The sequence below is a fragment of the Streptomyces sp. NPDC001507 genome, assembly GCF_042894765.1.
Classification (GTDB): domain Bacteria; phylum Actinomycetota; class Actinomycetes; order Streptomycetales; family Streptomycetaceae; genus Streptomyces.
This window is the reverse complement of record NZ_JBIAVV010000001.1, coordinates 514,436-535,434: the sequence shown is the minus strand read 5'-3', so window position 1 is coordinate 535,434 and position 20,999 is coordinate 514,436. Positions and strand designations below refer to the sequence as shown.

At 71.8% G+C, this 20,999-nt stretch carries 20 protein-coding genes; 10 read left to right on the top strand and 10 right to left on the bottom strand.

The window, feature by feature from the left end; genetic code table 11:
• The first annotated feature begins 107 nt into the window (after window positions 1–107).
• The 3 genes from ACFY0K_RS02520 to ACFY0K_RS02510 all read left to right on the top strand — a co-directional run bounded on the left by ACFY0K_RS02520 (window position 108) and on the right by ACFY0K_RS02510 (window position 5,594).
• Window positions 108–1,601: an APC family permease gene (locus ACFY0K_RS02520; protein ID WP_390638231.1), complete on the top strand. Its 1,494-nt coding sequence runs from the start codon at window positions 108–110 to the stop codon at window positions 1,599–1,601.
• A gap of 12 nt (window positions 1,602–1,613) precedes the next feature.
• On the top strand, window positions 1,614–3,248 hold the full coding sequence (locus ACFY0K_RS02515) for an amidohydrolase (protein WP_390638230.1): 1,635 nt from the start codon (window positions 1,614–1,616) through the stop codon (window positions 3,246–3,248).
• 615 nt (window positions 3,249–3,863) lie between these two features.
• Window positions 3,864–5,594, top strand: a complete 1,731-nt coding sequence (locus tag ACFY0K_RS02510) for a hypothetical protein (protein ID WP_390638229.1) — start codon at window positions 3,864–3,866, stop codon at window positions 5,592–5,594.
• A gap of 57 nt (window positions 5,595–5,651) precedes the next feature.
• Here the strand turns inward: ACFY0K_RS02510 and ACFY0K_RS02505 are convergent, their stop codons facing one another.
• Genes ACFY0K_RS02505 through ACFY0K_RS02485 form a run of 5 tightly spaced genes read right to left on the bottom strand, consistent with a single transcriptional unit; the run spans window position 5,652 to window position 10,098 of the window.
• On the bottom strand, window positions 5,652–6,902 hold the full coding sequence (locus tag ACFY0K_RS02505; RefSeq protein ID WP_390638228.1) for a cytochrome P450: 1,251 nt from the start codon (window positions 6,900–6,902) through the stop codon (window positions 5,652–5,654).
• Window positions 6,899–7,504, bottom strand: coding sequence for an ATP/GTP-binding protein (locus ACFY0K_RS02500; RefSeq protein ID WP_351955181.1), 606 nt, complete (start codon window positions 7,502–7,504; stop codon window positions 6,899–6,901). The genes ACFY0K_RS02505 and ACFY0K_RS02500 overlap by 4 nt, the downstream gene beginning before the upstream one ends.
• Entirely contained in the window at window positions 7,485–7,856 is a 372-nt protein-coding gene (locus ACFY0K_RS02495; protein ID WP_093506599.1) for a DUF742 domain-containing protein, read from the bottom strand. Before ACFY0K_RS02495 ends, ACFY0K_RS02500 begins: the two co-directional genes overlap by 20 nt.
• Window positions 7,853–8,263 (bottom strand): roadblock/LC7 domain-containing protein, encoded by a 411-nt coding sequence (locus ACFY0K_RS02490; protein WP_046733906.1) that lies wholly within the window; start codon window positions 8,261–8,263, stop codon window positions 7,853–7,855. Before ACFY0K_RS02490 ends, ACFY0K_RS02495 begins: the two co-directional genes overlap by 4 nt.
• A 5-nt stretch (window positions 8,264–8,268) precedes the next feature.
• Window positions 8,269–10,098, bottom strand: coding sequence for an ATP-binding protein (locus ACFY0K_RS02485; RefSeq protein ID WP_390638839.1), 1,830 nt, complete (start codon window positions 10,096–10,098; stop codon window positions 8,269–8,271).
• Between the two features lie 348 nt (window positions 10,099–10,446).
• Here ACFY0K_RS02485 and ACFY0K_RS02480 point away from each other — a divergent pair, with 348 nt between their 5' ends.
• The 3 genes from ACFY0K_RS02480 (at window position 10,447) to ACFY0K_RS02470 (ending at window position 12,472) form a co-directional block, all read left to right on the top strand.
• Window positions 10,447–10,809: a DUF1304 domain-containing protein gene (locus ACFY0K_RS02480; protein ID WP_390638227.1), complete on the top strand. Its 363-nt coding sequence runs from the start codon at window positions 10,447–10,449 to the stop codon at window positions 10,807–10,809.
• The gene (locus ACFY0K_RS02475) at window positions 10,806–11,372 is read left to right on the top strand and encodes a TetR/AcrR family transcriptional regulator (RefSeq protein ID WP_390638226.1); all 567 of its coding nucleotides are present in this window, start codon (window positions 10,806–10,808) and stop codon (window positions 11,370–11,372) included. The genes ACFY0K_RS02480 and ACFY0K_RS02475 overlap by 4 nt, the downstream gene beginning before the upstream one ends.
• 149 nt (window positions 11,373–11,521) lie before the next feature.
• Complete coding sequence (locus tag ACFY0K_RS02470) at window positions 11,522–12,472, top strand: NADP-dependent oxidoreductase (protein WP_390638225.1); 951 nt, start codon at window positions 11,522–11,524, stop codon at window positions 12,470–12,472.
• A 9-nt stretch (window positions 12,473–12,481) separates the two neighbouring features.
• On the opposite strand, the gene ACFY0K_RS02465 is transcribed toward ACFY0K_RS02470, so the two are convergent.
• The gene (locus tag ACFY0K_RS02465; RefSeq protein WP_390638224.1) at window positions 12,482–13,588 is read right to left on the bottom strand and encodes an NAD(P)-dependent alcohol dehydrogenase; all 1,107 of its coding nucleotides are present in this window, start codon (window positions 13,586–13,588) and stop codon (window positions 12,482–12,484) included.
• Window positions 13,589–13,613: 25 nt separating this feature from the next.
• Window positions 13,614–15,071 (bottom strand): aldehyde dehydrogenase family protein, encoded by a 1,458-nt coding sequence (locus ACFY0K_RS02460; protein WP_390638223.1) that lies wholly within the window; start codon window positions 15,069–15,071, stop codon window positions 13,614–13,616.
• 116 nt (window positions 15,072–15,187) lie between these two features.
• Between ACFY0K_RS02460 and ACFY0K_RS02455 the strand changes: the two genes are divergently transcribed.
• Entirely contained in the window at window positions 15,188–15,616 is a 429-nt protein-coding gene (locus tag ACFY0K_RS02455; protein WP_390638222.1) for a MarR family winged helix-turn-helix transcriptional regulator, read from the top strand.
• Window positions 15,617–15,742: 126 nt separating this feature from the next.
• Window positions 15,743–16,183: an anti-sigma factor antagonist gene (locus ACFY0K_RS02450; protein ID WP_390638221.1), complete on the top strand. Its 441-nt coding sequence runs from the start codon at window positions 15,743–15,745 to the stop codon at window positions 16,181–16,183.
• 71 nt (window positions 16,184–16,254) lie between these two features.
• On the opposite strand, the gene tuf is transcribed toward ACFY0K_RS02450, so the two are convergent.
• The 3 genes from tuf to ACFY0K_RS02435 all read right to left on the bottom strand — a co-directional run bounded on the left by tuf (window position 16,255) and on the right by ACFY0K_RS02435 (window position 19,244).
• Complete coding sequence (tuf, locus tag ACFY0K_RS02445; RefSeq protein ID WP_390638220.1) at window positions 16,255–17,448, bottom strand: elongation factor Tu; 1,194 nt, start codon at window positions 17,446–17,448, stop codon at window positions 16,255–16,257.
• A gap of 65 nt (window positions 17,449–17,513) precedes the next feature.
• On the bottom strand, window positions 17,514–18,470 hold the full coding sequence (locus tag ACFY0K_RS02440) for a ribose-phosphate diphosphokinase (protein WP_390638219.1): 957 nt from the start codon (window positions 18,468–18,470) through the stop codon (window positions 17,514–17,516).
• A gap of 57 nt (window positions 18,471–18,527) precedes the next feature.
• Window positions 18,528–19,244, bottom strand: coding sequence for an SDR family oxidoreductase (locus tag ACFY0K_RS02435; RefSeq protein ID WP_390638218.1), 717 nt, complete (start codon window positions 19,242–19,244; stop codon window positions 18,528–18,530).
• Window positions 19,245–19,321: 77 nt separating this feature from the next.
• Between ACFY0K_RS02435 and ACFY0K_RS02430 the strand changes: the two genes are divergently transcribed.
• Together ACFY0K_RS02430 and ACFY0K_RS02425 are read left to right on the top strand one after the other, a co-directional pair.
• A complete protein-coding gene (locus tag ACFY0K_RS02430; protein WP_390638217.1) occupies window positions 19,322–20,134 on the top strand; it encodes a helix-turn-helix transcriptional regulator in 813 nt (270 codons plus the stop codon).
• Window positions 20,135–20,286: 152 nt separating this feature from the next.
• Window positions 20,287–20,991, top strand: coding sequence for a DUF4230 domain-containing protein (locus tag ACFY0K_RS02425; protein ID WP_388599019.1), 705 nt, complete (start codon window positions 20,287–20,289; stop codon window positions 20,989–20,991).
• Window positions 20,992–20,999 lie beyond the last annotated feature (8 nt).

The window sequence follows — 20,999 nt, the reverse complement described above, 5'->3', positions numbered from 1 at the left end:
GGCACCTTATGACAACACCGTTGACCTGTGAAGGGCACCGGCAGTTTCATGTCCCGTCACCGGGGCCGACCAGTCCGGCCCCCAGGTGCGAGCGGAGTGTGCCGGCCATGACCGACCAGCCCTACACAGCGGACCCCCCTGAGTTGCGCAGATCCCTCGGCGTCCTGGACGGCGTGGCGGTCGCCGCGTCCAGTACGGCCGCCACCACCAGCATCGGCATCGGGCTGGGGGTGACGGCCGGGGTGGTCGGGCTGCATCTGCCGGCCATCATGCTGCTGGCGTTCGTGCCGGTCCTCGGCATCGCGGGCGCCTACTCCCGGTTGAACCGGGTGGAGCCGAACGCGGGCAACGGCTACGTGTGGGTGGGCCGTTCGCTCAATCCGTGGCTCGGCTTCCTGGTCGGCTGGGTGAACATCGTGGCGACGGTGGCCTTCCTGGCGTACACCACGGCGGTCACCGGATCGGCGCTGCTGCAGCTGGCGGGAGAGGCCGGGGTGCACCGGATCGGCTCACTGGCCCTCGACCCGGGTTCGACGGCACAGACCACGGCCCTCGGGATCGTGGTCCTGGTCGCCGTCACCCTCACCGCCGTGACCGGCATCCGCACCGCCGCCCGCCTGCAGACCGGGCTGCTGGTCTTCGAGTACACGGTCCTGCTCGGGTTCTGCGGCTACGGCATCGTCGAGGGACCGCACCCCTTCAGCCTGAGCTGGTTCGACCCGTTCGCGATCCCGTCGGCCACCGCGCTCGCCCAGGGCCTGCTGCTCTCGGTGTTCTGCTACTGGGGTTTCGAGGCCGCGTTCAGCGTCAACGAGGAGGTCCGCGACCCGCGGGACGCCTCCCGGGCCGGGCTGATCACCCTGGTGACGATGCTGGGCCTGTTCCTGCTCGGCTCGGTGGCCTTCCAGCGGGTGCTGTCCGAGCAGGAGCTGGCCGGTCACGGGGCCGAGGGGCTGGCGTTCTTCGGCGACCGGCTGGCCGCCCAGCCGTGGCCCGCGCTGCCGCTGGTGGCGCTGATGTTCTCGGCGGTGGCCTCGCTGCAGGCCGGGGTGATCCCGACGGCCCGGGGCATGTTCGCGATGAGCCGGGACCGCACCCTCGGGCCGGTGTGGTCCAGGGTGAGCGCGCGGTACGGGACCCCGGCGGCCGGCACGCTGCTGATCGGCGCGCTGGCCACGGCGGTCGCCGGGCTCGCCCTGGTGATCCCGCGGCTCGCCGACATGATCATGGCGACGGTGAACGCGGTCGGCATCGTCGTCGCCCTGTCGTACGCGCTCACCGCGCTCGCCGCCGCCGCGCGCTTCCGCTCCCTGCTGCGCGAGGACTGGCGGCAGGGGGTACGGGCCGTGGTGCTCCCGGCGCTGAGCGCCGTCGCCCTGCTGGGCCTCGGCGGCTACCTCGGCTGGTCCTTCTACACTTCCGCCGACCACTTCGAGGTCAGCGCGGACAACGGGTGGTTCCTGCTGGCCACCCCGCTGGCGATGATCGGGTCCGGGTTCGTCGCGGCCGGCTGGGCGAAGTACGTGCGCAGGTCGCCGTACTTCCGCACCGGCCGGGGCACCGATGCCGACGCGCCCCAGCTGCTCACGACCCCCAACTGAGGAACAGGAAACATGCACGCAGATCTGCTCTTCACCGGCGGCCGCGTCCTCACCGACGAGGACCCCACGGCCACCGCCGTCGCCGTCACCGGTGAGCGCATCACCGCCGTCGGCTCCGCCGGGGAGCTGCGGGAGCTCGCGGGGCCGCGCACCGAGGTGGTCGACCTCGCCGGGCGGCTGCTGCTGCCCGGGTTCCAGGACGCGCACGTCCATCCGGTCCCGGCGGGCCTGGAACTGACCCAGTGCGACCTGTCCGGGCTGCGGACCGCGGCGGAGACCGTGGCCGCCGTACGCGCCTACGCCGACGCGCATCCGGAGCGGGCGTGGATCCTGGGCGGCGGCTGGTCCATGGAGGCGTTCGAGGGCGGCACACCGACGAAGGAGCTGCTGGACGCCGTCGTACCGGACCGGCCGGTGTACCTGCCCAACCGGGACCATCACGGGGCGTGGGTCAACAGCCGGGCGCTGGAGCTGGCCGGGATCGGCCGCGACACACCCGACCCGGCCGACGGGCGGATCGAGCGGGACGCCTCCGGCGCGCCGGGCGGCACGCTCCAGGAGGGCGCGATGCAGCTGGTCGGCCGGCTCGCCCCGCCGGCCGGCCCGGCGGACCGGCTGGCCGCGCTGCTGCACGCGCAGCGCCATCTGCACGCGCTGGGCATCACCGCCTGGCAGGACGCCCTGATCGGGGACTTCCTCGGCATGGACGACCCTGCGTCGGCGTATCTGGCGGCGGCCCGGGACGGTTCACTGACCGCGCGGGTGGCCGGGGCGCTGTGGTGGGACCGGGAGCGCGGCTCCGAACAGATTCCCGAACTCGTCGAGAAGCGGGCGGCGTTGAGCCACGGGCGGTTCCGGGCGGGCACGGTGAAGCTGATGCTGGACGGGGTCGCCGAGAACGGCACGGCGGCGCTGCTCGACCCCTACCTGGACAAGTGCGGCTGCGCGACGCGCAACCGGGGCAAGAGCTTCATCGACCCGGCGCGACTGCCGTATTACGTGACCGAGTTGGACGCCCTCGGCTTCCAGTGCCACTTCCACGCGCTCGGCGACCGGGCCGTACGGGACGCGCTGGACGCGGTCGAGGCGGCGCGGGCGGCCAACGGGATGAGCGACACGCGGCCCCACCTGGCGCATCTGCAGGTCGTGCACCCCGCCGACGTGCCGCGGTTCGCCCGGCTCGGCGCCACCGCCAACATCCAGGCGCTGTGGGCCGCGCACGAGCCGCAGATGGACGAGCTGACGATCCCCTTCCTCGGCCCGGAACGGGCCGGACGGCAGTACCCGTTCGGGTCGCTGCTGCGCTCCGGGGCGCGGCTCGCGGGCGGCAGCGACTGGCCGGTGAGCAGTCCCGACCCGCTCCAGGGCATCCATGTCGCGGTGAACCGGGTCGAACCGGGCGGCGACGCGCCGGTGTTCCTGCCGGCGGAACGGCTGGAACTCGCGGCGGCGATCAGGGCGTACACGGAGGGTTCGGCGTACGTGAACCACCTCGACGACACCGGGCGGGTGGCGGTCGGCATGCTCGCGGATCTGGTGGTCCTGGACCGCGACCCGTTCGCCGGGCCCCCGGAGCGGATCGCGGAGACACGCGTCGCGCACACATACGTCGGGGGCGCGCGAGTGTACTCGGCTCAGGAGGCATGAGCAGTAACACACGTCACGGCCAGGTCACGCGTAGATCATTTACGCTCTGGGCAGCCTCGTAGCGCTTCACGGCTCAACTTTCGAGCCACGAAGGCCAGTTCGAGTGCCCGGGTGGCTGACAGGCCACCCGTTCGCAGGGACGGGGGGACTCTGCGCACTGTCGCCCGAAAGGAAACACATGCCTCAGGACGTCACCTCCGACCTGCCCTTCGAGTCCCCCGCCGGTGAGCATCCGGAGTCCGCGCCCCCGTCAGCCGCGCCGGCTCCGGCACACGGACGTGGGGCGCGGCCACAGCGACGCAGCTGAGGCCGCGCCCCAGGTCCTCGTCGTGCGGCCGGCACGGTCCGACGAGAGCGGGCCGTCCACGGAAGGCCGGCGGCGCCGAGGACGCATCCGCCGCGTACGTGCGCCCCGCTCCGCCTTCCCGGGCCCGACGCAGCAGTCGTTCCCCTCACGTCACGGCCGTTCGCGGCAGCAGCCGGTGCCGGTCGCGTGAGTCCGGCCGCCCGGCGAGGCCGTCACGGGAGGGGCCACCGCCCCCTTCTCGGACCCGACTGCCGACGACCGCCGTCGACCGATTCCGTTGTCATGACCACAACTCGAAGGAGATCGCCGTGAATTCCCGAGGCGCAGGTGCTGTTCCGAAGGCGTCCGCCGACAGCCTGCTCCCGGCGCGGTCAAGCGCCCAGTTCCGGCCCACGGAGGCGGGGAACGCCCTGGCCGGCCTCTTCGTGAACCGCACGAACGGGAGCACGGATCAGTACCGGGACTTCCAGAACGCCGCTCAGCAGCGGCTGGACGCGCTGGGAACCCGCCACTTCGGCACCACGCTGCATCTGGCGGGAGCCCTCCAGGAGGCGCCGCGCGAGTTCCTCCCGCCCGACGAGGAGGGCCGTGCGAGGTTGAGGCACCTCGACACCAGCCTGCGCATGATCGAGGCGGCCTTCCCCGAAGTCGGCACCGACGCCGAGATCTGCCGGCTGACCTGCGCGATGCTGGAAGGGGCCTGGCGGAGCCGGGCGCTGGCCCCGCCGCGTGCGGAGGAGCCGGCCACCGCCTGCGACTGCCCGCTGTGCCGCCGGCTGCCCACGCCCCCCGCGCGCACGCTGGACGACTACCGCTGGCGGCAGAGCGCCGGCCGTCCCCTCGCCGTCAAGACCTGGCCGTACCGCCGGGAGCTCGACAGCGTGCTGACCGGTGGCTGGTCCTGGACCCGCCAGTTGAACGACCTGGAGCACGATCTCGGCCACCGCAACCGCTTCGAGGACGACATCCTCGTCTTCCACGAGTACAAGCGCGTGATCGACACCATCGACACCACGCGCCTCACCCAGCACGTCGAAGACCGCCTGGCCGAGAACTTCAGCACCAACAGCGCACGTGCCCTGGTCTCGGGACTCTTCGCGGCCCACAAGCGATCCGTCGACGAGTACTGGCTCCGGCAGCACGACGCGGGCAGGATCACGCTCCCCCAGACCAACCCGCTGGGCCACGGCTCCTACTCGCTTCTGCAGATGCTGGACTGCCTGTTCTGGCACGTCGCACCCGACACCGAACTGTGGCAGGAGGAGAACCTCGCCTCCCTGCTGCTGTGCCGCGTCATCGACGACATGGCCGACGTCCGGGCCGACGCCCTCACCGGCGAGATCAGCAACTTCTGGCTCGCCGAGATGCCCGCCCACACCAAGGCCTTCTACGCCGCCTGCGCGATAGCCCTCGTCAAGTACGGCTGCACACCCGAGGCGCATCGCCCGATGTGGAACACCTGGCTGCTGACCACCACCGTCGTCTGGATGGGGCTCACGGGACGGCACGCCCTGTGGTTCGACGGCATCACCGAGGGCCTCCCCCCGAGCGAGGGGTGCCCGCTGTGCGACCTGCAGCCCAACCCGTGCACCGGCATCCTCACCCACGGCACGGCCCTCACCATCGCCCCGCGGCCCGCCGTACCGGCACTGAGCCCCCGGTCCGCCGAGCTGTCCGCTCGCTGCCGGGCCCAGCACCCCGGGGCATGGCCCCTCTTCGACGCCGAGCTCCATGCCTTCGAGGCGGTGCACGGCCCGTGGCGCGGCGACGCCGACAACGCCTGGGAGATCCTGCGCCGCACCTACGTCGCCGCCGTGGAGGCATCCGGCGCCGCGCCGTCCCCGGACCGCGCTCGTCAGGTCCAGCAGGACGCCGGTGTGGTGGGTTCCGAAAGGTTTCACGCCCTGCACGACCCGCTGACCGGACGGGAGGACACCGCACTGCTCGCCTACATGTTCGGCTGCGCGCACCCGCATTTCCTCTGGAACGCCACGGGCTACCGTCCCACGGACGTCGCGGGCGACTGGCTCGACGGCTGACGCCTCAACGCCTGCTGCCCGGTCGGGTGACCCGACCGGGCAGCAGCGTCTCCGCGCCTATACCGCGAACTCGACCGGCAGGCCGTCCAGCACGGACATCCAGGTGGACGCGGTCGAGGTGAGCTCCTCCGCCGGCACGGCCAGCCGCAGGCCCGGCAGCCGGTGCAGCAGGACGTCCACCGCGATCTGGATGATGGACATCCCGATGCTCTGGCCGGGGCACTCGTGCGGGCCGGCGCTGAAGGCCAGGTGCGACTCGTTGCCCTGCACCGAGACGTCAGGGTCGGGCCGGATCTCGGGGTCGAGGTTGCCCGGTGCGAGACCGAGGACGAGCAGGTCGCCCTCCTCGATGCGGTGCCCGCCCAGTTCGACGTCGCTGACGGCGAAGCGGCCCGGCAGGACGGACAGCGGCGGGGAGTTCCACATGACCTCCTCCACCAGCGCGGTGATGGTCAGCTGACCGCTGGTCAGGCCGGAGAGCCGCGAGGCGTCCGTGAGGATCAGCTGCAGCACGCGGGCCAGCAGATTGCTGGTCGTGCTGTGCCCGGCCATCAGCACCAGGCGCAGATGGCTCACGACCTCGTCGTGGTCGAGGCCCGCGTGGTGCTCCAGCAGGCCGGTGGTGAAGTCGGAGCCGGGCTCGGCCCGCTTGCGCTCGGTGAGGTCACCGAGGATCTCCCGGATGATGCCGTCGTGCCGGATCGCCTCCTCGCCGCCCTGGAACACCATGGCGTTGGACTCGACGAGCCGGCGGCCCTCCGTCTCGCTGAGGCCCAGGACGCGGGCGAGGATCAGCATCGGCAGATAGCCGGCGTAGTCCGCCACCAGGTCGGCGCGGCCCTTGTCGGCGAACGCGTCGATCTGCTTGTTGGCGAAGTACGTGGCATGGCGCCGGATGCCGCGGGCCACGGCGGCCTGGAGCCCGTCGTTGACGGCACCGCGCAGCCGGCGGTGTGCCTCGCCGTCCTGGGACACGCAGTCGGGGCGCCAGGCGACCATCGGCACCAGCGGATGGTTCTCCGCGACCCGGCCCTCCCGCCAGTCCCGCCAGATCCGCGCGTCCCGGGCGAACTGGCGCGGGTTGTCGAGCACCCGGCGACCGTCCCGGTAGCCCAGCACCAGCCAGGCGTTGACGTCGCCCTCCAGCAGCACGGGCGCGACGGAGCCGTGCTCCTTGCGCAGCCGTTCGTAGATACCGAACGGGTCGGTCGCCGCCTCGGGCCCGTACAGCCGGGTCAGTTCGGCCGAACCGTGCGCGACCGGGCAGCCGCGCGGGGCGTCGGGGCTGTCGGGGCTCTGGTCGTTCATCGGGGCTCCAGTGCGAGGGCGGAGCGTTCCTTCAAATGACGTATCAGGGCGATCAGTACGTCACGGCTGGAGGCCCGGTCACGGGCGTCGCAGGCCACGATCGGAGTGTGCGGGGAGATGTCGAGGGCGTCCCGGATCTCCTCGACGGGGTGTTCCTTGCAGTCCGGGAAGACGTTCAGGGCGATGACGAAGGGCACGTTCTGCCGCTCCATCTCCTCGATCGCCCGGAAGCTGGAGGCGAGCCGTCTCGTGTCCACCAGGACGATGGCACCGAGCGCGCCCTTGAACAGGCCGTTCCACAGGAACCAGAACCGTTCCTGTCCGGGGGTGCCGAACAGGTACAGCATCAGGTTCTCGTTGATGCTGATCTTGCCGAAGTCGAGGCTGACCGTGGTCTCGGCCTTGTCCGCGACGCCGATGAGGTTGTCGACGCCGACGGTCGCCTGGGTGAGGGTCTCCTCGGTGGTGAGCGGCTTGATGTCGCTGACGGAGCGGACCATGGTGGTCTTCCCGGTGCCGAACCCCCCGGCGATCATCACCTTGACCGAGCGGGTCCCCCCGGCACCGGGGTCGCCGGGATGGTCAAAGCCTTTCAAGTCCACTGAGTACCTCCTGGAGGAGCGCGAGGTCAGGCCCGCGTCCGGCGTGGTGCGCCGGAATGGGATCACGGGCTTCAATACGGCCTGCGTCCAGCAGATCCGCCAACAGCACCGCGAGAATGTTGAAGGGCAATCCGAGATGGGCGGTGAGTTCGGCCACCGACAGCGGATCACGGCAGCGCCGGACTATCTCCTCGTACTCGTGCTGCATCCCCTGGACGGGGGCGGTCCGGGAGACGACGAGGGTCGCCACGTCGAGGCTCGACGCCGACCCGCCCGGTCCGCTGCGCCCCCCGGTGAGGACGTAATAGCGTTCGAGACCGGACGGATCCGACGGTCGGCGGGGAGCACTCATCCAGAGTGCTCCTCCAGGCGCGGAGAGGTGCCGAGCAGCTCGCCCATCCGCCGGGACAGATCCCGCATCTGATGGCCGAGCAGCCCCTGGTCGAGTCCCTCGCGGGCGAGGACCCCGAGATACGTCTCCACACCGGCCCGTACGACGAAGAGGTGACCGCCGTCGACCTCGATCATCGCCAGCCGCAGCTGCCCCGCGTACTTGGGGAACTGCTCGGCTACCGGCTGGGCCAGGGCCTGCAGCCCGGCCACCACGGCCGCGAAGCGGTCCACGTCGTCGGGGTCCTCGGCGCCAAAGGAGGTGATGGCCTTGCCGTCGCTGGAGGCCACGAGGGCGAAACGGATCTCCGGGATGCTCTCCACCAGATCACGGAGCGCCCAGCTCACGTCGGTTCCCTGTTGCGTCATGTGGACTAGTCGCTCTCTTCAGTGCGGTGCTCGGCGGACTCGCGTCCGGCGGCGGCGTCATCGGCGCCGGCCGGGGTCGCGGGTGCCGCGTCGTCTACGTCTCCGGTCAACTCGGCCTCACGGGCCGCTCCCTCGCCTGCGGCGGGCACGCGGCCCGCGGTGGCGAAGGCGGCCAGACCGGCGAAGGACTCCTCGGGCGGGACCGCGGGGAACGCGGTGCCCTCGGTGCGCGCCGTGCGGGCGGTGCGCTCCTCGGGCTGCTCCTCCTCGCGGCGCCGGCTGCGCCGCCGGGGCAGGCCGCCCGGGGTGGTGTCCTGGGACTCGCCGGACTCCGGCTGGGTGACGGTTTCGACGGTGACCGGACCGTGCGCCTGCACCGGGGACGCGGCGGCGGGGGCGGCCGTCACGGGGGCCGGAGCGGCGGGGGCCGCGGGCAGCGGGCTGAAGAACTTGTGCGGGACCACGACGACCACCGAGGTGCCGAGCCAGGGCGAGTCCGCGAAGGTGACCCGGATGCCGTAGCGGCGGGCGAGGATGCCGACCACCCGCAGGCCGATGTTGGCGTCCTCGGAGATGCCTCCGATACCGGGTCCGGCCTCGGTGCCGGCCAGGGAGTGCTCGGCCTCGCGCTTCTTCTCCTCGCTCAGGCCCTTGCCGGAGTCCTGGATCTCGATGCCGACGCCGTTGGGCACCTCCTTGCCGGAGACGACGACCGGTTCGGTGGGCGGCGAGTAGCGGGCCGCGTTGTCCAGCAGGTGGGAGAAGATCAGCGTGAGGTGGTCCACCAGACCGCCGTCGACGCCGAGTTCGGGCAGGTGCCGGACCTCGACGCGGTGGAAGTCCTTGATCCGGCCGATGCCGCCGCGCACCACGCTGAGCAGGCGCTGGGGCTCCTGCCACTGGCGGCCCGGGCGGTCCGAGCCGCCGAGCACACCGATACTGGCGGCGAGCGAGTCGGCGGGGCCGAGTTCCTGGTCGAGCTCCATCAGGCCGCGGGCCACGGCGGGCAGCCGGCCGTGCTCGCCCTGCATCTCGTGCAGCCGGCCGCGCAGCTTGCTGGTCAGGACGTGGATGCGGTTGCCGATGCTGATCACGGCCTGCTCGGCGGAGGTGGAGCGGTTGAACTCCTCCTCCACGCCGATCAGCGAGGTGCGCAGGATGCGCCGCAGGTCGGCCTGGAGGTCCTTGTCGACCTTGGCGCACTGCTCGGTGACGGGCAGCAGGTCGTCGATGGCGTCGCCCGCCCGCAGCCGGTTCAGCGCGTCGGGCAGCTGCTCGTCGGCGAGCCGGGAGATCGCGGCCCGCTGGTGCGTGACCTGCTCCTGCCAGACCTCGGCCTGGTCGGCGAGCTGCGCCTCGGAGGACTTCAGCTGGTCGGCGAGCCGCTCCTCGTACGCCCGGGCCTGCTCGGCCAGTTGGGCGTCGTAGTGGGCGGTCCGGTCGGCGAGCCGGGCCTCGAAGGCGGAGTTCTGCTCGGTGAGCTGGGCGTCGAACGCGGCGGACTGCTCGTTGATCCGGCTCTCCAGCGTGGCGCGCTCGGCGGAGAACTTGCGCTCCAGACCCGAGACGTGCTGCTGCCACTGCTGGGAGTGCTCGGCCTGCGAGCTGCGGAACGTCCCTTCCGCGCTGCGCAGTTGGCGCTGCGAGCGGATCAGCAGGCGCACGCACACCGAGCTCGCGACGGTGGCCGCGGCGCCGGCGACGGCCGCGGTTATTCGCTCCGAGCTCATGAACGTGGCGGCGACCGTCCCTCCTCCTAAGGCCAGCGGCATCAGCCACCAGCTGTACCAGGCGACAGGGGCCCGCGCCGCCGGCGGCGGAGTGGCGAGTTCCATCTGCATCCCTCGAAGCAACACGATCGAACAACAGCGAACAGGGGCGGTGTGCGAAGGCCGCACTCACGAGTACACACGGCGGGACGGACCCACCCTTGGGTGCGTCAACTCGCTGTGACGGAAGGGAGCTTATCGGGTTTGAACCCGAAAGGATCAACCTGGCGAACAGAGGAAGTGAGGGTTCCGTCACGCTCCGCCAGTTAGCGGCAAATCAACAAATACCCATTCCTGACCGCGACGTCCCGACATGCGACCGCCACCCCTGGACGGAGCGCCACCGAGCAGTTTCCTGGACAGCTGTCCAGTTATAGTGGACAGACGTCCATAATATGGGGAGGATCCGCGATCATGGAAATCCTGGCGAACGTGCTGGTCGGGCTGGTGGCCGCGCTGCACGCGTACATCCTGGTGATGGAGATGTTCCTGTGGCAGAAGGGCCCCGGGATGCGTTTCCACGGCTTCGACGCGGAGCTGGCCGGGCGGACCGCGCCGCTCGCCGCCAACCAGGGCCTCTACAACGGATTCCTGGCGGCCGGCCTGGTCTGGGGGCTGGTCGCGGCCGGCCCGACCGGCTTCCGGGCCCAGGTGTTCTTCCTGTCGTGCGTGGTGGTGGCGGGGGTGTACGGCGCGGTCACCGCCAACCGGCGGATCCTGTTCGCGCAGGCGCTGCCCGGCGCGCTCGCCCTGGCCGTCGTCCTGGCCGCCCGATGACCGGCCGCCCGGCCGTGCAGGACCCGCGGGCCGCACGCACCCGGGCGCGGCTGCGGGCGGCCCTCCTGGCGGAGTGCGCCGAACGACCTCTCGCCGAGGCCGCCGTGGCCGCGGTGGTGCGCCGGGCCGGCGTGGGCCGGGCCACCTTCTACGTCCACTACGACGGCCTGGAGGCGCTGGCGGTGGACGCCTGCGCGGACGTCGTGCGGGAGGCCGTCGACGCGCTGCACGCCTGGCGCGGCCGGCCGGACCCGGTGCACGCGCCGCCGGCGCTACGGGAGTTCTTCGCCGGCCTTGTCCCGCACGCGAGGCTGTACCGGGAGCTGCTCGCGCCGGGCGGCGGGGGCCCGCTGGGCCGGGTGCTGCACCGCGACCTGCGGGCACGCAGCCTGGCCGAGCGGGAGCTGGTGGGCGCGGCCGACGCCCCGCTGGTGGCCTCGGCGGTGGCCGCCACCTTCGCCGGGGTGCTGGCCGACTGGCTGCACGGCCTGCTCGACGCGGGCCCTGACGACGTGGCGGACCAGGTCTGGCAGTTGCTGGTCGCCCTGCACATGAGCCGCTGAGTGGCAGGCAGGCGAAGCCGCGCCGCTCCTTCGTGGCCTCTCGGGCCGGGACGTCACGGCCGCCAGGCCGCACGGCCTGGCACGATTCCATCGAAGGTTGGCCATCGTGCCATTTCCCCGCCGGGCGCGTCCCGGCAGGCTGGGTGACCATGAACGATGTGAACACGATGCGCGCGATCAGCCAGGACGTCCTCGGCGGCCCCGAGGTGCTGAAGGTGATCGAGACGGCGCGGCCGAAGCCGCGCCCCAACGAGGTGCTGGTCCGGGTGCGGGCCGCCGGCCTCAACCCGACCGACTGGAAGCACCGGGAGAACGGCGGCTTCCTGGGCAAGCCGCCGTTCGTCCTCGGCTGGGACGTCTCCGGGACCGTCGAGGAGACCGGGATCGGGGTCGCCGCCTTCAAGGCCGGTGACGAGGTCTTCGGGATGGTGCCCTACCCGTTCGGCCACGGCACGCACGCCGAGTACGTGATCGTCCCGGCCCGGGCCCTGGTGCCGAAGCCCGCCGTGGTCGACCACGTCCAGGCGGGCGCGCTCCCGCTGGTGTCCCTGACCGCCTGGCAGGCGCTGGTGGAGAACGCCGACGTCCAGCCTGGGCAGCGGGTGCTGATCCACGCGGCGGCCGGCGGGGTCGGGCATGTGGCGGTGCAGATCGCCAAGGCGCGTGGCGCGTACGTGATCGGCACGGCCAGCGCCGGCAAGCACGGCTTCCTTCGGGAGATCGGCGTGGACGAGCCGGTGGACTACCGGTCGGTGGACGTCACGGAGGTGGTCCGGGACGTCGACGTGGTCCTCGACACGGTCGGCGGGGACACCTCGACGGCCTCGCTGCGGGTGCTGCGGCCGGGCGGGATCGTGGTGTCGATCCTGCCGGTGGGCTCGCCCGCGCTGTACGAGGAGGCCGAGCGGCTGGGTGTGCGGGCGGTGCGGATGCTGGTGGACGCCGACCGGGCCGGGATGCGGGCGGTCGCGGAGCTGGTGGAGTCGGGGAAGCTGCGGGCGACCGTCGCGGGGACCTTCCCGCTGGCCGATGCCGCCAAGGCCCACGAACTGGGCGGCACCGGCCGGACCACCGGGAAGCTGGTCCTGGTCGTGGACTGACCGGCGCGGTCAGAAGGTGAGCACGGGCTTGATCGCCTTGCCCGTGCTCATGTCCCGCACGGCCCGGTCGATGTCGGCGAACGGGTAGGTGCTGATCAGCCGGTGCAGCGGCAGCCGCCCCTCGCGGACCAGCCGGACCAGGGCCGGGATGAACGCCTGGGTCTCGCTGTCGCCGAGGGTGAGTCCGACGATCCGCTTGCCGGACAGCAACCCGTTGACGTCCAGCGGGACTTCGGCGCCGAAGGGCGGGGCGCCGACGACGACCAGGGTGCCGCGGGCGGCCAGCGCGTCGACGCCCTGGCGCAGGACGCCGACGCTGCCGGTCGTCTCCACGATGCCGTCGGCCCCCGCGCCGTCCGTGATGCGGCGCAGGGCCTCGGGCACGTCCTTGCGGGTCGCGTCGACGGTGTGGGTGGCGCCCACCTCCCGTGCCAGGTCCAGGCGTTCGGGCACCCGGTCGACGGCGACGATCGTGGTGGCGGGGGTGAGGGCGGCGGCCATGACGGCCGAGAGGCCGACCGCTCCGGCGCCGAGCACGGCGACCGTGCTGCCGGGGGCAGGTTCCAGGACGTTCCACACGGCGCCGGCCCCGGTCTGCACCCCGCAGCCGAGCGGGGCGATCGACTCCAGCGGCACGTCCGGGTCGACCTTGACCAGACTGCGCTCGTCCACCACCGCCCGTTCGGCGAAGGAGGACTGGCCGAAGAAGTGGCCGCCGAGCGGCTCGCCGTCCCGGCTGACGGTGGCGGTGCCGTCGGCGCGCCGGCCGCCGATCAGGTTGAGCGGCAGCCAGGTGGTGCAGTAGGCGGGGTGCCCGCCGTGGCAGTTGCCGCAGGTCCCGCAGGAGGTGAAGGACAGCACGACGTGGTCGCCGGGGACCACGCCCGTGACTGCGGAGCCGACGGCCTCGACGACGCCGGCGCCCTCGTGGCCCAGGACTCCGGGCAGCGGGAAGGGCAGTCCGCCGCTCGCCACGCTGAGGTCGGTGTGACACAGGCCGGCGGCGACCATGCGGACGAGCGCCTCGTATGGCCCCGGCGCGTCGAGCTGGACGTCGCGGAGGGTGAAGGGGGCGCCGCCGGACTCGACCACGGCGGCTCGGGTGGTGAGGGACATCGTACGGACTCCTGGTCTGCGGGGCTCAGTCGAGCGAGACGACGACGGACTTGGCCTTGGTGTAGGCGGCGAGGGACTCGGGACCGTACTCGCGGCCGAAGCCGGAGGCCTTGACGCCGCCGAAGGGGACGGCGGGGTCGAGCAGCGCCCAGTCGTTGACCCAGACGATCCCGGCCTGGAGGCGGGCCGCGACCCGGTGCGCGCGGGCCAGGCTGCCGGTCTGGACGCCCGAGGCGAGGCCGTACGGCGTGGAGTTGGCGAGGGCGACGGCCTCGTCCTCGGTGTCGAAGGGCTGCACGGTGAGGACCGGGCCGAAGATCTCGTCCTGGATCACCCGGGAGTCGTTCGGCAGGTCGGCGACGACGGTCGGCCGGTAGTAGAAACCGCCGTTCAGATCGAGGCGTTCGCCGCCGCAGACGATGCGGCCGCCCTCCTTGCGGGCGAGTTCGACGTACTCCTCGACCTTGCGCAGGTGCTTCTCCCCGGCCATCGGCCCGACCACGGTGGCGGGGTCGCGCGGATCACCGACCGGGACGCCGGGGACGGCCTCGGCGAGGATGCCGAGCAGGGTGGCATAGACCGGACGGGCGACCAGGAGGCGGGGGCCGCCCATGCAGAACTGGCCGGTGTTGAAGACGAAGGCCTTGATGACCGCGCCGACGGCTTTCTCCAGGTCGGCGTCCTCGAAGACCAGGTGGGCCGCGTTGCCGCCGAGTTCCACGGTGACCGGCTTGAGCGCCGCCCCGGCCGTGCTCGCGACGTGCCGTCCGACGGCGGTGGACCCGGTGAAGGCGACCTTGTCGACGCCGGGGTGGCGCAGCAGGGCCTCGCCCGCGACCGGTCCGGCACCGGTGACCACGTTCAGCACACCGTCGGGCAGGCCCGCCTCCTGGAACAGGCGGGCCATGTACAGGGCGCTGAGCGGGGTCTCGTCGGCGGGCTTGTGGACGACCGTGTTCCCGGCGGCGAGGGCCGGGCCGATCTTCGAACCGGCAAGGATGAGCGGGAAGTTGAAGGGGGTGATGGCGGCGGCCACGCCGACCGGCTCGCGCCGGGTGTAGGCCAGGGCGTTCATCGGTACGTCGCGCACCGCGCCGTCGAGCGAGTGGGCGAGGGCCGCGAAGTGCTCGTAGTCGTTGGCCGCGTTGGTGACGTCGACGGACCGGGCGAGCGTGATCGGCTTGCCGACGTCGAGGCTCTCCAGGGCGGCCAGCTCCTCGGCGTTCGCCCGGATCAGCTCGGCGACGCGGTGCAGTACGCGGCCGCGCTCCCGGCCGCCGAGTCCCGGCCACTCCCCCGCGTCGAAGGTCTCGCGGGCCGCGCGGACAGCGGCGTCGACATCGGCGGCGCCGGCCTCCGCGACGGTGGTGATCACCTGGCCGGTGGCCGGGTCGGTCACCTCCGTCCGGGCTCCGTCGGCGGCCTCCCGCCACCGTCCGCCGATGAACAGCTGCCCCGGTCCGGTCTCGAAGGTGGTCGTCATGGCCCACTCCCAGCATCGATCGCCAAGCCTTCAACAAACAGGATTCCTGTTAGTTGCGTCCCTGGACCGCAGTCTGATTACAGACAGGATTCCTGTCAATGCTCTAGGGTGGACGCATGGTCGGTACAAAGACACGCCCCTCGCTGCTCTACATGGTCAAGCAGGTGGAGCTGGTGGTCCGTTCACACCTCGACGAGCTGGTGAAGCCCGCCGGGATCACCGCGCTGCAGTACACGGCCCTGACCGTCCTGGAACGCCACGACGGCCTGTCGGCGGCCCAGCTGGCCCGGGACTCGTTCGTCACCGCCCAGTCGATGGCCGACCTCGTGCGGTCACTCGAGACGCGCGGGCTGATCCGCCGGGAGCGCAATCCGCGCAACCGGCGCGAGCTGCTGATCCTGCTGACCGACGCCGCACGCGAGCTGCTCGCCCAGGTCGCCGGGCCGGTGCGGGAGCTGGAGGAGCGGATGGTCCGCGAGCTCACCGCACACCAGGAGGAGCAGTTCCGCTTGGCACTGAGCAAGGCGTGGCACGCGCTGTCCTGACCGGGCACCAGGGCTCTCACGTGCCCGTTCCCCGACTGTCGCGCACGCCACAGGAAATGGCGAGCCGAAGCGGCAGACATATGTCAATCGAACATGCTCAAATTCCCTCCATCGAGGGTAACTTGCATGGCGGGGAACGGAATTGAACCGGCAGGGGTGGGAGGGGATGTCGTCGTGCGCCAGGAACCCCGGCAGGATGCCGCGCCGCTCTCCCGGCACCTGCGCATCCACCAGGACCGCGGCCACACGGTGCTGGAGCTGCGGGGCGAGATCGACATCGCGGCGGCCACGGAGATCGCGCCCCACCTGGACCGGGTGACGGCCCAGGAGAACGCCCAAGTGGTGATCGACCTGCTGCCCGTCGAGTTCTTCGACTGCTCGGGGCTGCGCCTGCTGTACCGGGCGCGCAGCCGGGTACTGGAGCGCGGCGGACAGCTCCAGCTGGTCTGCACGCACCCGCTGACCCTGCGGGTGCTGAAGGTGACCGGTCTGTCGCGGCTGCTGCCGCCCAGGCCGACGCTGGACGCGGCCCTGGGCCGGCCCGAGGCCACGTCCGGCACCTTATGACACCGTTGCCACCGTGCTCACCCGCGAGTCCGCGGCCGCCGTCGTCCCCCTCGTCACCGTCGTCACCGTCGTCACTTGAGGATCCTGGTCACCTGACCGGCACCGACGGTCCGCCCGCCCTCGCGGATCGCGAACTTCAGGCCCTCCTCCATCGCGATCGGCTGGATCAGCTGGACGTGCACGGTGGTGTTGTCGCCCGGCATCACCATCTCGGTGCCCGGGGGCAGGGTGACGACGCCGGTCACGTCGGTGGTGCGGAAGTAGAACTGGGGGCGGTAGTTCTCGAAGAACGGGGTGTGCCGGCCGCCCTCGTCCTTGGAGAGGATGTACGCGCGCGCCTCGAACTCCGTGTGCGGGGTGACCGATCCGGGCCTGATGACGACCTGGCCGCGCTCGACGTCGTCCCGCTTGATCCCGCGCAGCAGCAGCCCGACGTTCTCCCCGGCCCGGCCCTCGTCGAGCAGTTTCCTGAACATCTCGACGCCGGTGACCGTGGTCCGCGTCTTCTGCGGGTGGATGCCGATGATCTCGACCTCGCTGTTGACCCGCAGCACACCGCGTTCGATCCGGCCGGTGACGACGGTCCCGCGGCCGGTGATGGTGAAGACGTCCTCGATCGGCATCAGGAACGGCCGGTCCACGTCCCGCACCGGCTCGGGCACGAACTCGTCCACGGCGTCGAGGAGTTCGAGCAGGGCCGCGGTCCACTGCGGGTCGCCCTCCAGGGCCCGGAGCGCGGAGACCCTGACCACCGGGACGTCGTCGCCGGGGAACTCGTACTCGGTGAGCAGTTCGCGCACCTCCAGCTCCACCAGTTCCAGGATCTCCTCGTCGTCGACCATGTCGGTCTTGTTGAGCGCGACGACGATGTACGGCACCCCCACCTGGCGGGCCAGCAGCACGTGTTCCTTGGTCTGCGGCATCGGTCCGTCGGTGGCCGCGACCACCAGGATCGCCCCGTCCATCTGGGCGGCCCCGGTGATCATGTTCTTGATGTAGTCGGCGTGGCCGGGACAGTCCACGTGCGCGTAGTGCCGGCGTTCGGTCTGGTACTCGACGTGCGCGATGGAGATGGTGATGCCGCGCTGCCGCTCCTCGGGCGCCTTGTCGATCTGGTCGAACGGGGTGAACGGGTTGAGCTGGGGGAACTTGTCGTGCAGCACCTTGGTGACGGCCGCGGTGAGGGTCGTCTTGCCGTGGTCGATGTGCCCGATGGTGCCGATGTTCACATGGGGTTTCGTCCGCTCGAACCTGGCCTTCGCCACTGGGGGCCTCCCGTTCGCCTCGGTGCCGCCGAGCGCGGTGCAGCGCTACAACTCCTCCTTCCTGTCTAGAGGTTGCGCGGCTCGTCGAACAGGGCGCTCACGGACTCACCGTTGTGAATACGGCGTACGGCCTCCGCCAGCGCCGGGGCGATGGACAGGATCCGCAGCTTGTCGGTGTGCTCCTCGGCCGGTACCGGCACGGTGTTGGTGCAGACGATCTCCAGCACGTCGGGCTGCTCGCTGAGCCTCTTGAGCGCCCCGGCCGCGAACAGCCCGTGGGTGCAGGCGATCCGGATCGACCGCGGCGGACCCAGCTCCCTGATCCTCTCCAGGAGTTCGACGACCGTGCTGCCCTTGGCGATCTCGTCGTCGAGCACGATGACGTCCCGGCCGGCCACCTCGCCGATCACCGAGCTGATGGTGACCCGGTCGTCCGGGTAGCGCTGCTTGGCACCGGCCGCCACCTGGGCGCCGATCAGCCTGGCGAAGGCGGCGGCCTCCTTGGCGTTGCCGAGGTCGGGTGAGACGACGGTGGTGCGCGACAGGTCGTACCGCCGGAAGTGCGCCGCCAGCTCGCGCAGCGCGTGCAGGTGGTCGACCGGCACCGAGAAGAAGCCGTGCACCTGGGGGGCGTGCAGGGTCATGGCGAGGACCCGGCTCGCGCCGGCGGCCACCAGGAGGTCGGCGACCAGGCGGCCGCCGAGCGAGATGCGCGGGGCGTCCTTCTTGTCGGAGCGGGCGTAGGAGTAGTGCGGCATGACGACGGTGATCCGGCCCGCGGAGGCACCGCGGGCCGCGTCGCACATCAGCAGCAGCTCCACCAGGTGCTCCTGTACCGGACGCACCAGGGGCTGGATCAGGAAGACGTCCCGCTCCCGGCAGTTGGCCTGGAGCTGCACCTCCAGGCAGTCGTTGGCGAACCGGCTGACCCGCGTCGGGCTGAGCGGCACCCCGAGGTGCGCGCAGACCTCCTCGGCCAGCCCGGGGTGGGCGCTGCCGCTGAAGACGGCGATGTCTCGCACGATCCGCTCCTCGCATGATCAATACGGGCTACGGGCTCATGCTACGGACTGCCGCTCTCACCACGGCACGGGTGTGCCGTCCCAGGAGAAGAACCCGCCGGTGGGACCGTCGTCGGGCAGCAGCGCCAGCCTTACGGCCCCCCGCGCGCCCTCGGCCGGATCGCCGCCCCCGACGGCCGCACCGGGCACGAGGCCGGTGGCCCGCCGTCCGGGGGCCAGGGCGTTCACCTTGATCCCGGCCTCGGCCAGCTCCTGGGCGTACAGGACGGTCAGCGCGTTCAGCGCGGTCTTGGCGGAGCGGTACGCGGCGGACCGGGGGCTGCCGTGGGCGAACTGTGGATTGGGCCCGGTACTCCAGGCGAGGGACGCGGTACCGCTGGAGACGTTCACGACGCGCGGGTGGGCGGAGCGGCGCAGGGCGGGCAGGAAGGCGTTGGTGACCGCCACGACGCCGAAGACGTTCGTCTCGTACGTCTGCCGGAAGTCCTCGATGCCGGTTTCCGAGGGGATGCCCGTCACCGGCTGGATCCCCGCGTTGTTGACCAGGACGTCGAGGCGGCCGACGGAGGCGGCGGCCCGTGCCACGCTGCCGGGGTCCGTGACGTCCAGCACGAGGAGCCGCGCGTTCGCGCCGATCTTCGCCACGGCCCGCTCACCGCGTTCGGCGACCCGGGAACCGACATGGACCTGAAGGCCCTCCTCGGCCAGCAGTCTGGCGACATGGAACCCGATGCCCGTGTTGGCACCGGTGACGAGTGCTGTGCGATCGTTCATGACAGCCACGGTCCCCCGGCCGCGTCCGCCCTGCCAGGGACCGTCTGTACCAGGCGGACCGAGGAGGCGGTGACGGCATGCCGAGGCAGGAACTGGCCCGTTTCCTGCGCCAGCGCCGGGCGGGGCTGCGCCCGCAGACGGTGGGGCTGCCGCCGGGCACCGACCGCCGCACCCCCGGGCTGCGCCGCGAGGAGGTCGCCGAGCTGGCGCACATGTCGGTCGACTACTACATCCGCCTGGAGCAGGCCCGCGGCCCCCGCCCCTCCCCGCGCGTCCTGGATGCCCTGGCCGGCGCGCTGCGGCTGGCCCCCGCCGAGCGCAGCCACCTCTTCCGGCTGGCCGGCTCCGGCGCACCGCCGCCCGGCAGCGCGGCGGTACGGCGGGTGCGGCCGCACGTGGCCCACCTGCTGGAACGGCTTCCGGACACCGCCGCGATCGTCACCGACGCGGCCTACGGCCTGGTGGCCTGGAACCCCCTCGCCCAGCTGCTGTTCGGCGGCGACCTCGGACACGGCACGACCAACCTGGCGCGGCGGCGCTTCCTCGGCCAGGGGCGCATGTACGAGAGCTCCAGTGCCGAGGAGTCCGGGCACATCGTGGTGGCCCGGCTGCGGCGGGCCGCCGAGCGCTATCCGCACGACGTGCAACTCGCCGCCCTGCTGGACGACCTGCGCACCGGCAGCGAGGACTTCCGGCGGATCTGGGCGGCCCATCCGGTACACGCCCCCGGCCACCGCACCAAGGTCCTCGACCATCCGGAGCTGGGGCGGCTGCGCCTGAACTGCGACGTCCTGCTGGTGCCTGAGGACGACCAGGAGGTCGTCCTGGTCACCGCGGACCCGGGCTCGGCCTCCGCCCGCCGCATCGCGGAGCTGGCCGGGCGCGTCTGACCGGCCTTCCGGACGCGATGGCGGCCGGTGTCCGTCGGACACGTTTCGGCACCGCGTGTATCAGTCCTGACCCAGCTGTCTCAATCAGCCGACAACGCGGTCTGGCAAGGCTGTTGGCGGGCATTCGTCTCGTTGGAAAGGAGGACCGTCACATGGCGAGTTCCACCAAGGAGAGCAAGGCGAGCTCCACTCAGGAGGCTCCCGTCACCACCCGGCCCCGGCGCATGCCCGGCTGGGCGAAACTGGTCACCGCGCTGGTGCTGGTGCTCGTGGTGCTGTTCGCCGGGATCAAACTGGCGGTGCTGCCCGGGATCAAGGACCTGTTCGGCACGGAGACCCGCGACAACACCGGCCCGGCGCTGCTCAAGTCCATCCAGGACATGAGCCGTTACGACGCGGCCTCCGGCAACTTCCAGGTCGTCGTGGACCTGGAGAAGGACGCCAAGTACCTGCCCAGCGCGATCCGCGGCACCCGCACCCTGTACGTCGGCGCGGGCACCGTCGACTCCTACGTCGACCTCGGCAAGATCGCCCAGAAGGACGTGACGGTCAACGCCGACCGGACCGAGGCCACCATCCGGCTGCCGCACGCGCAGCTGGGCAAGGCCACCCTGGACGCCGACCACTCCTACGCCGTCTCCAAGCAGCGCGGTCTGCTGGACCGGCTCGGCGACCTGTTCTCGGACAACCCGAACAGCGAACAGGCGGTGCAGAAGCTCGCGGTGAAGCACATCTCGGACGCGGCCAAGGACAGCGGGCTGACCACCCGCGCCGAGACCAACACCACCGGCATGCTGGAGGGCCTGCTGCACTCCCTCGGCTTCACGGAGGTGCACGTGTCCTACGGGACGGTCTGACCGGCACC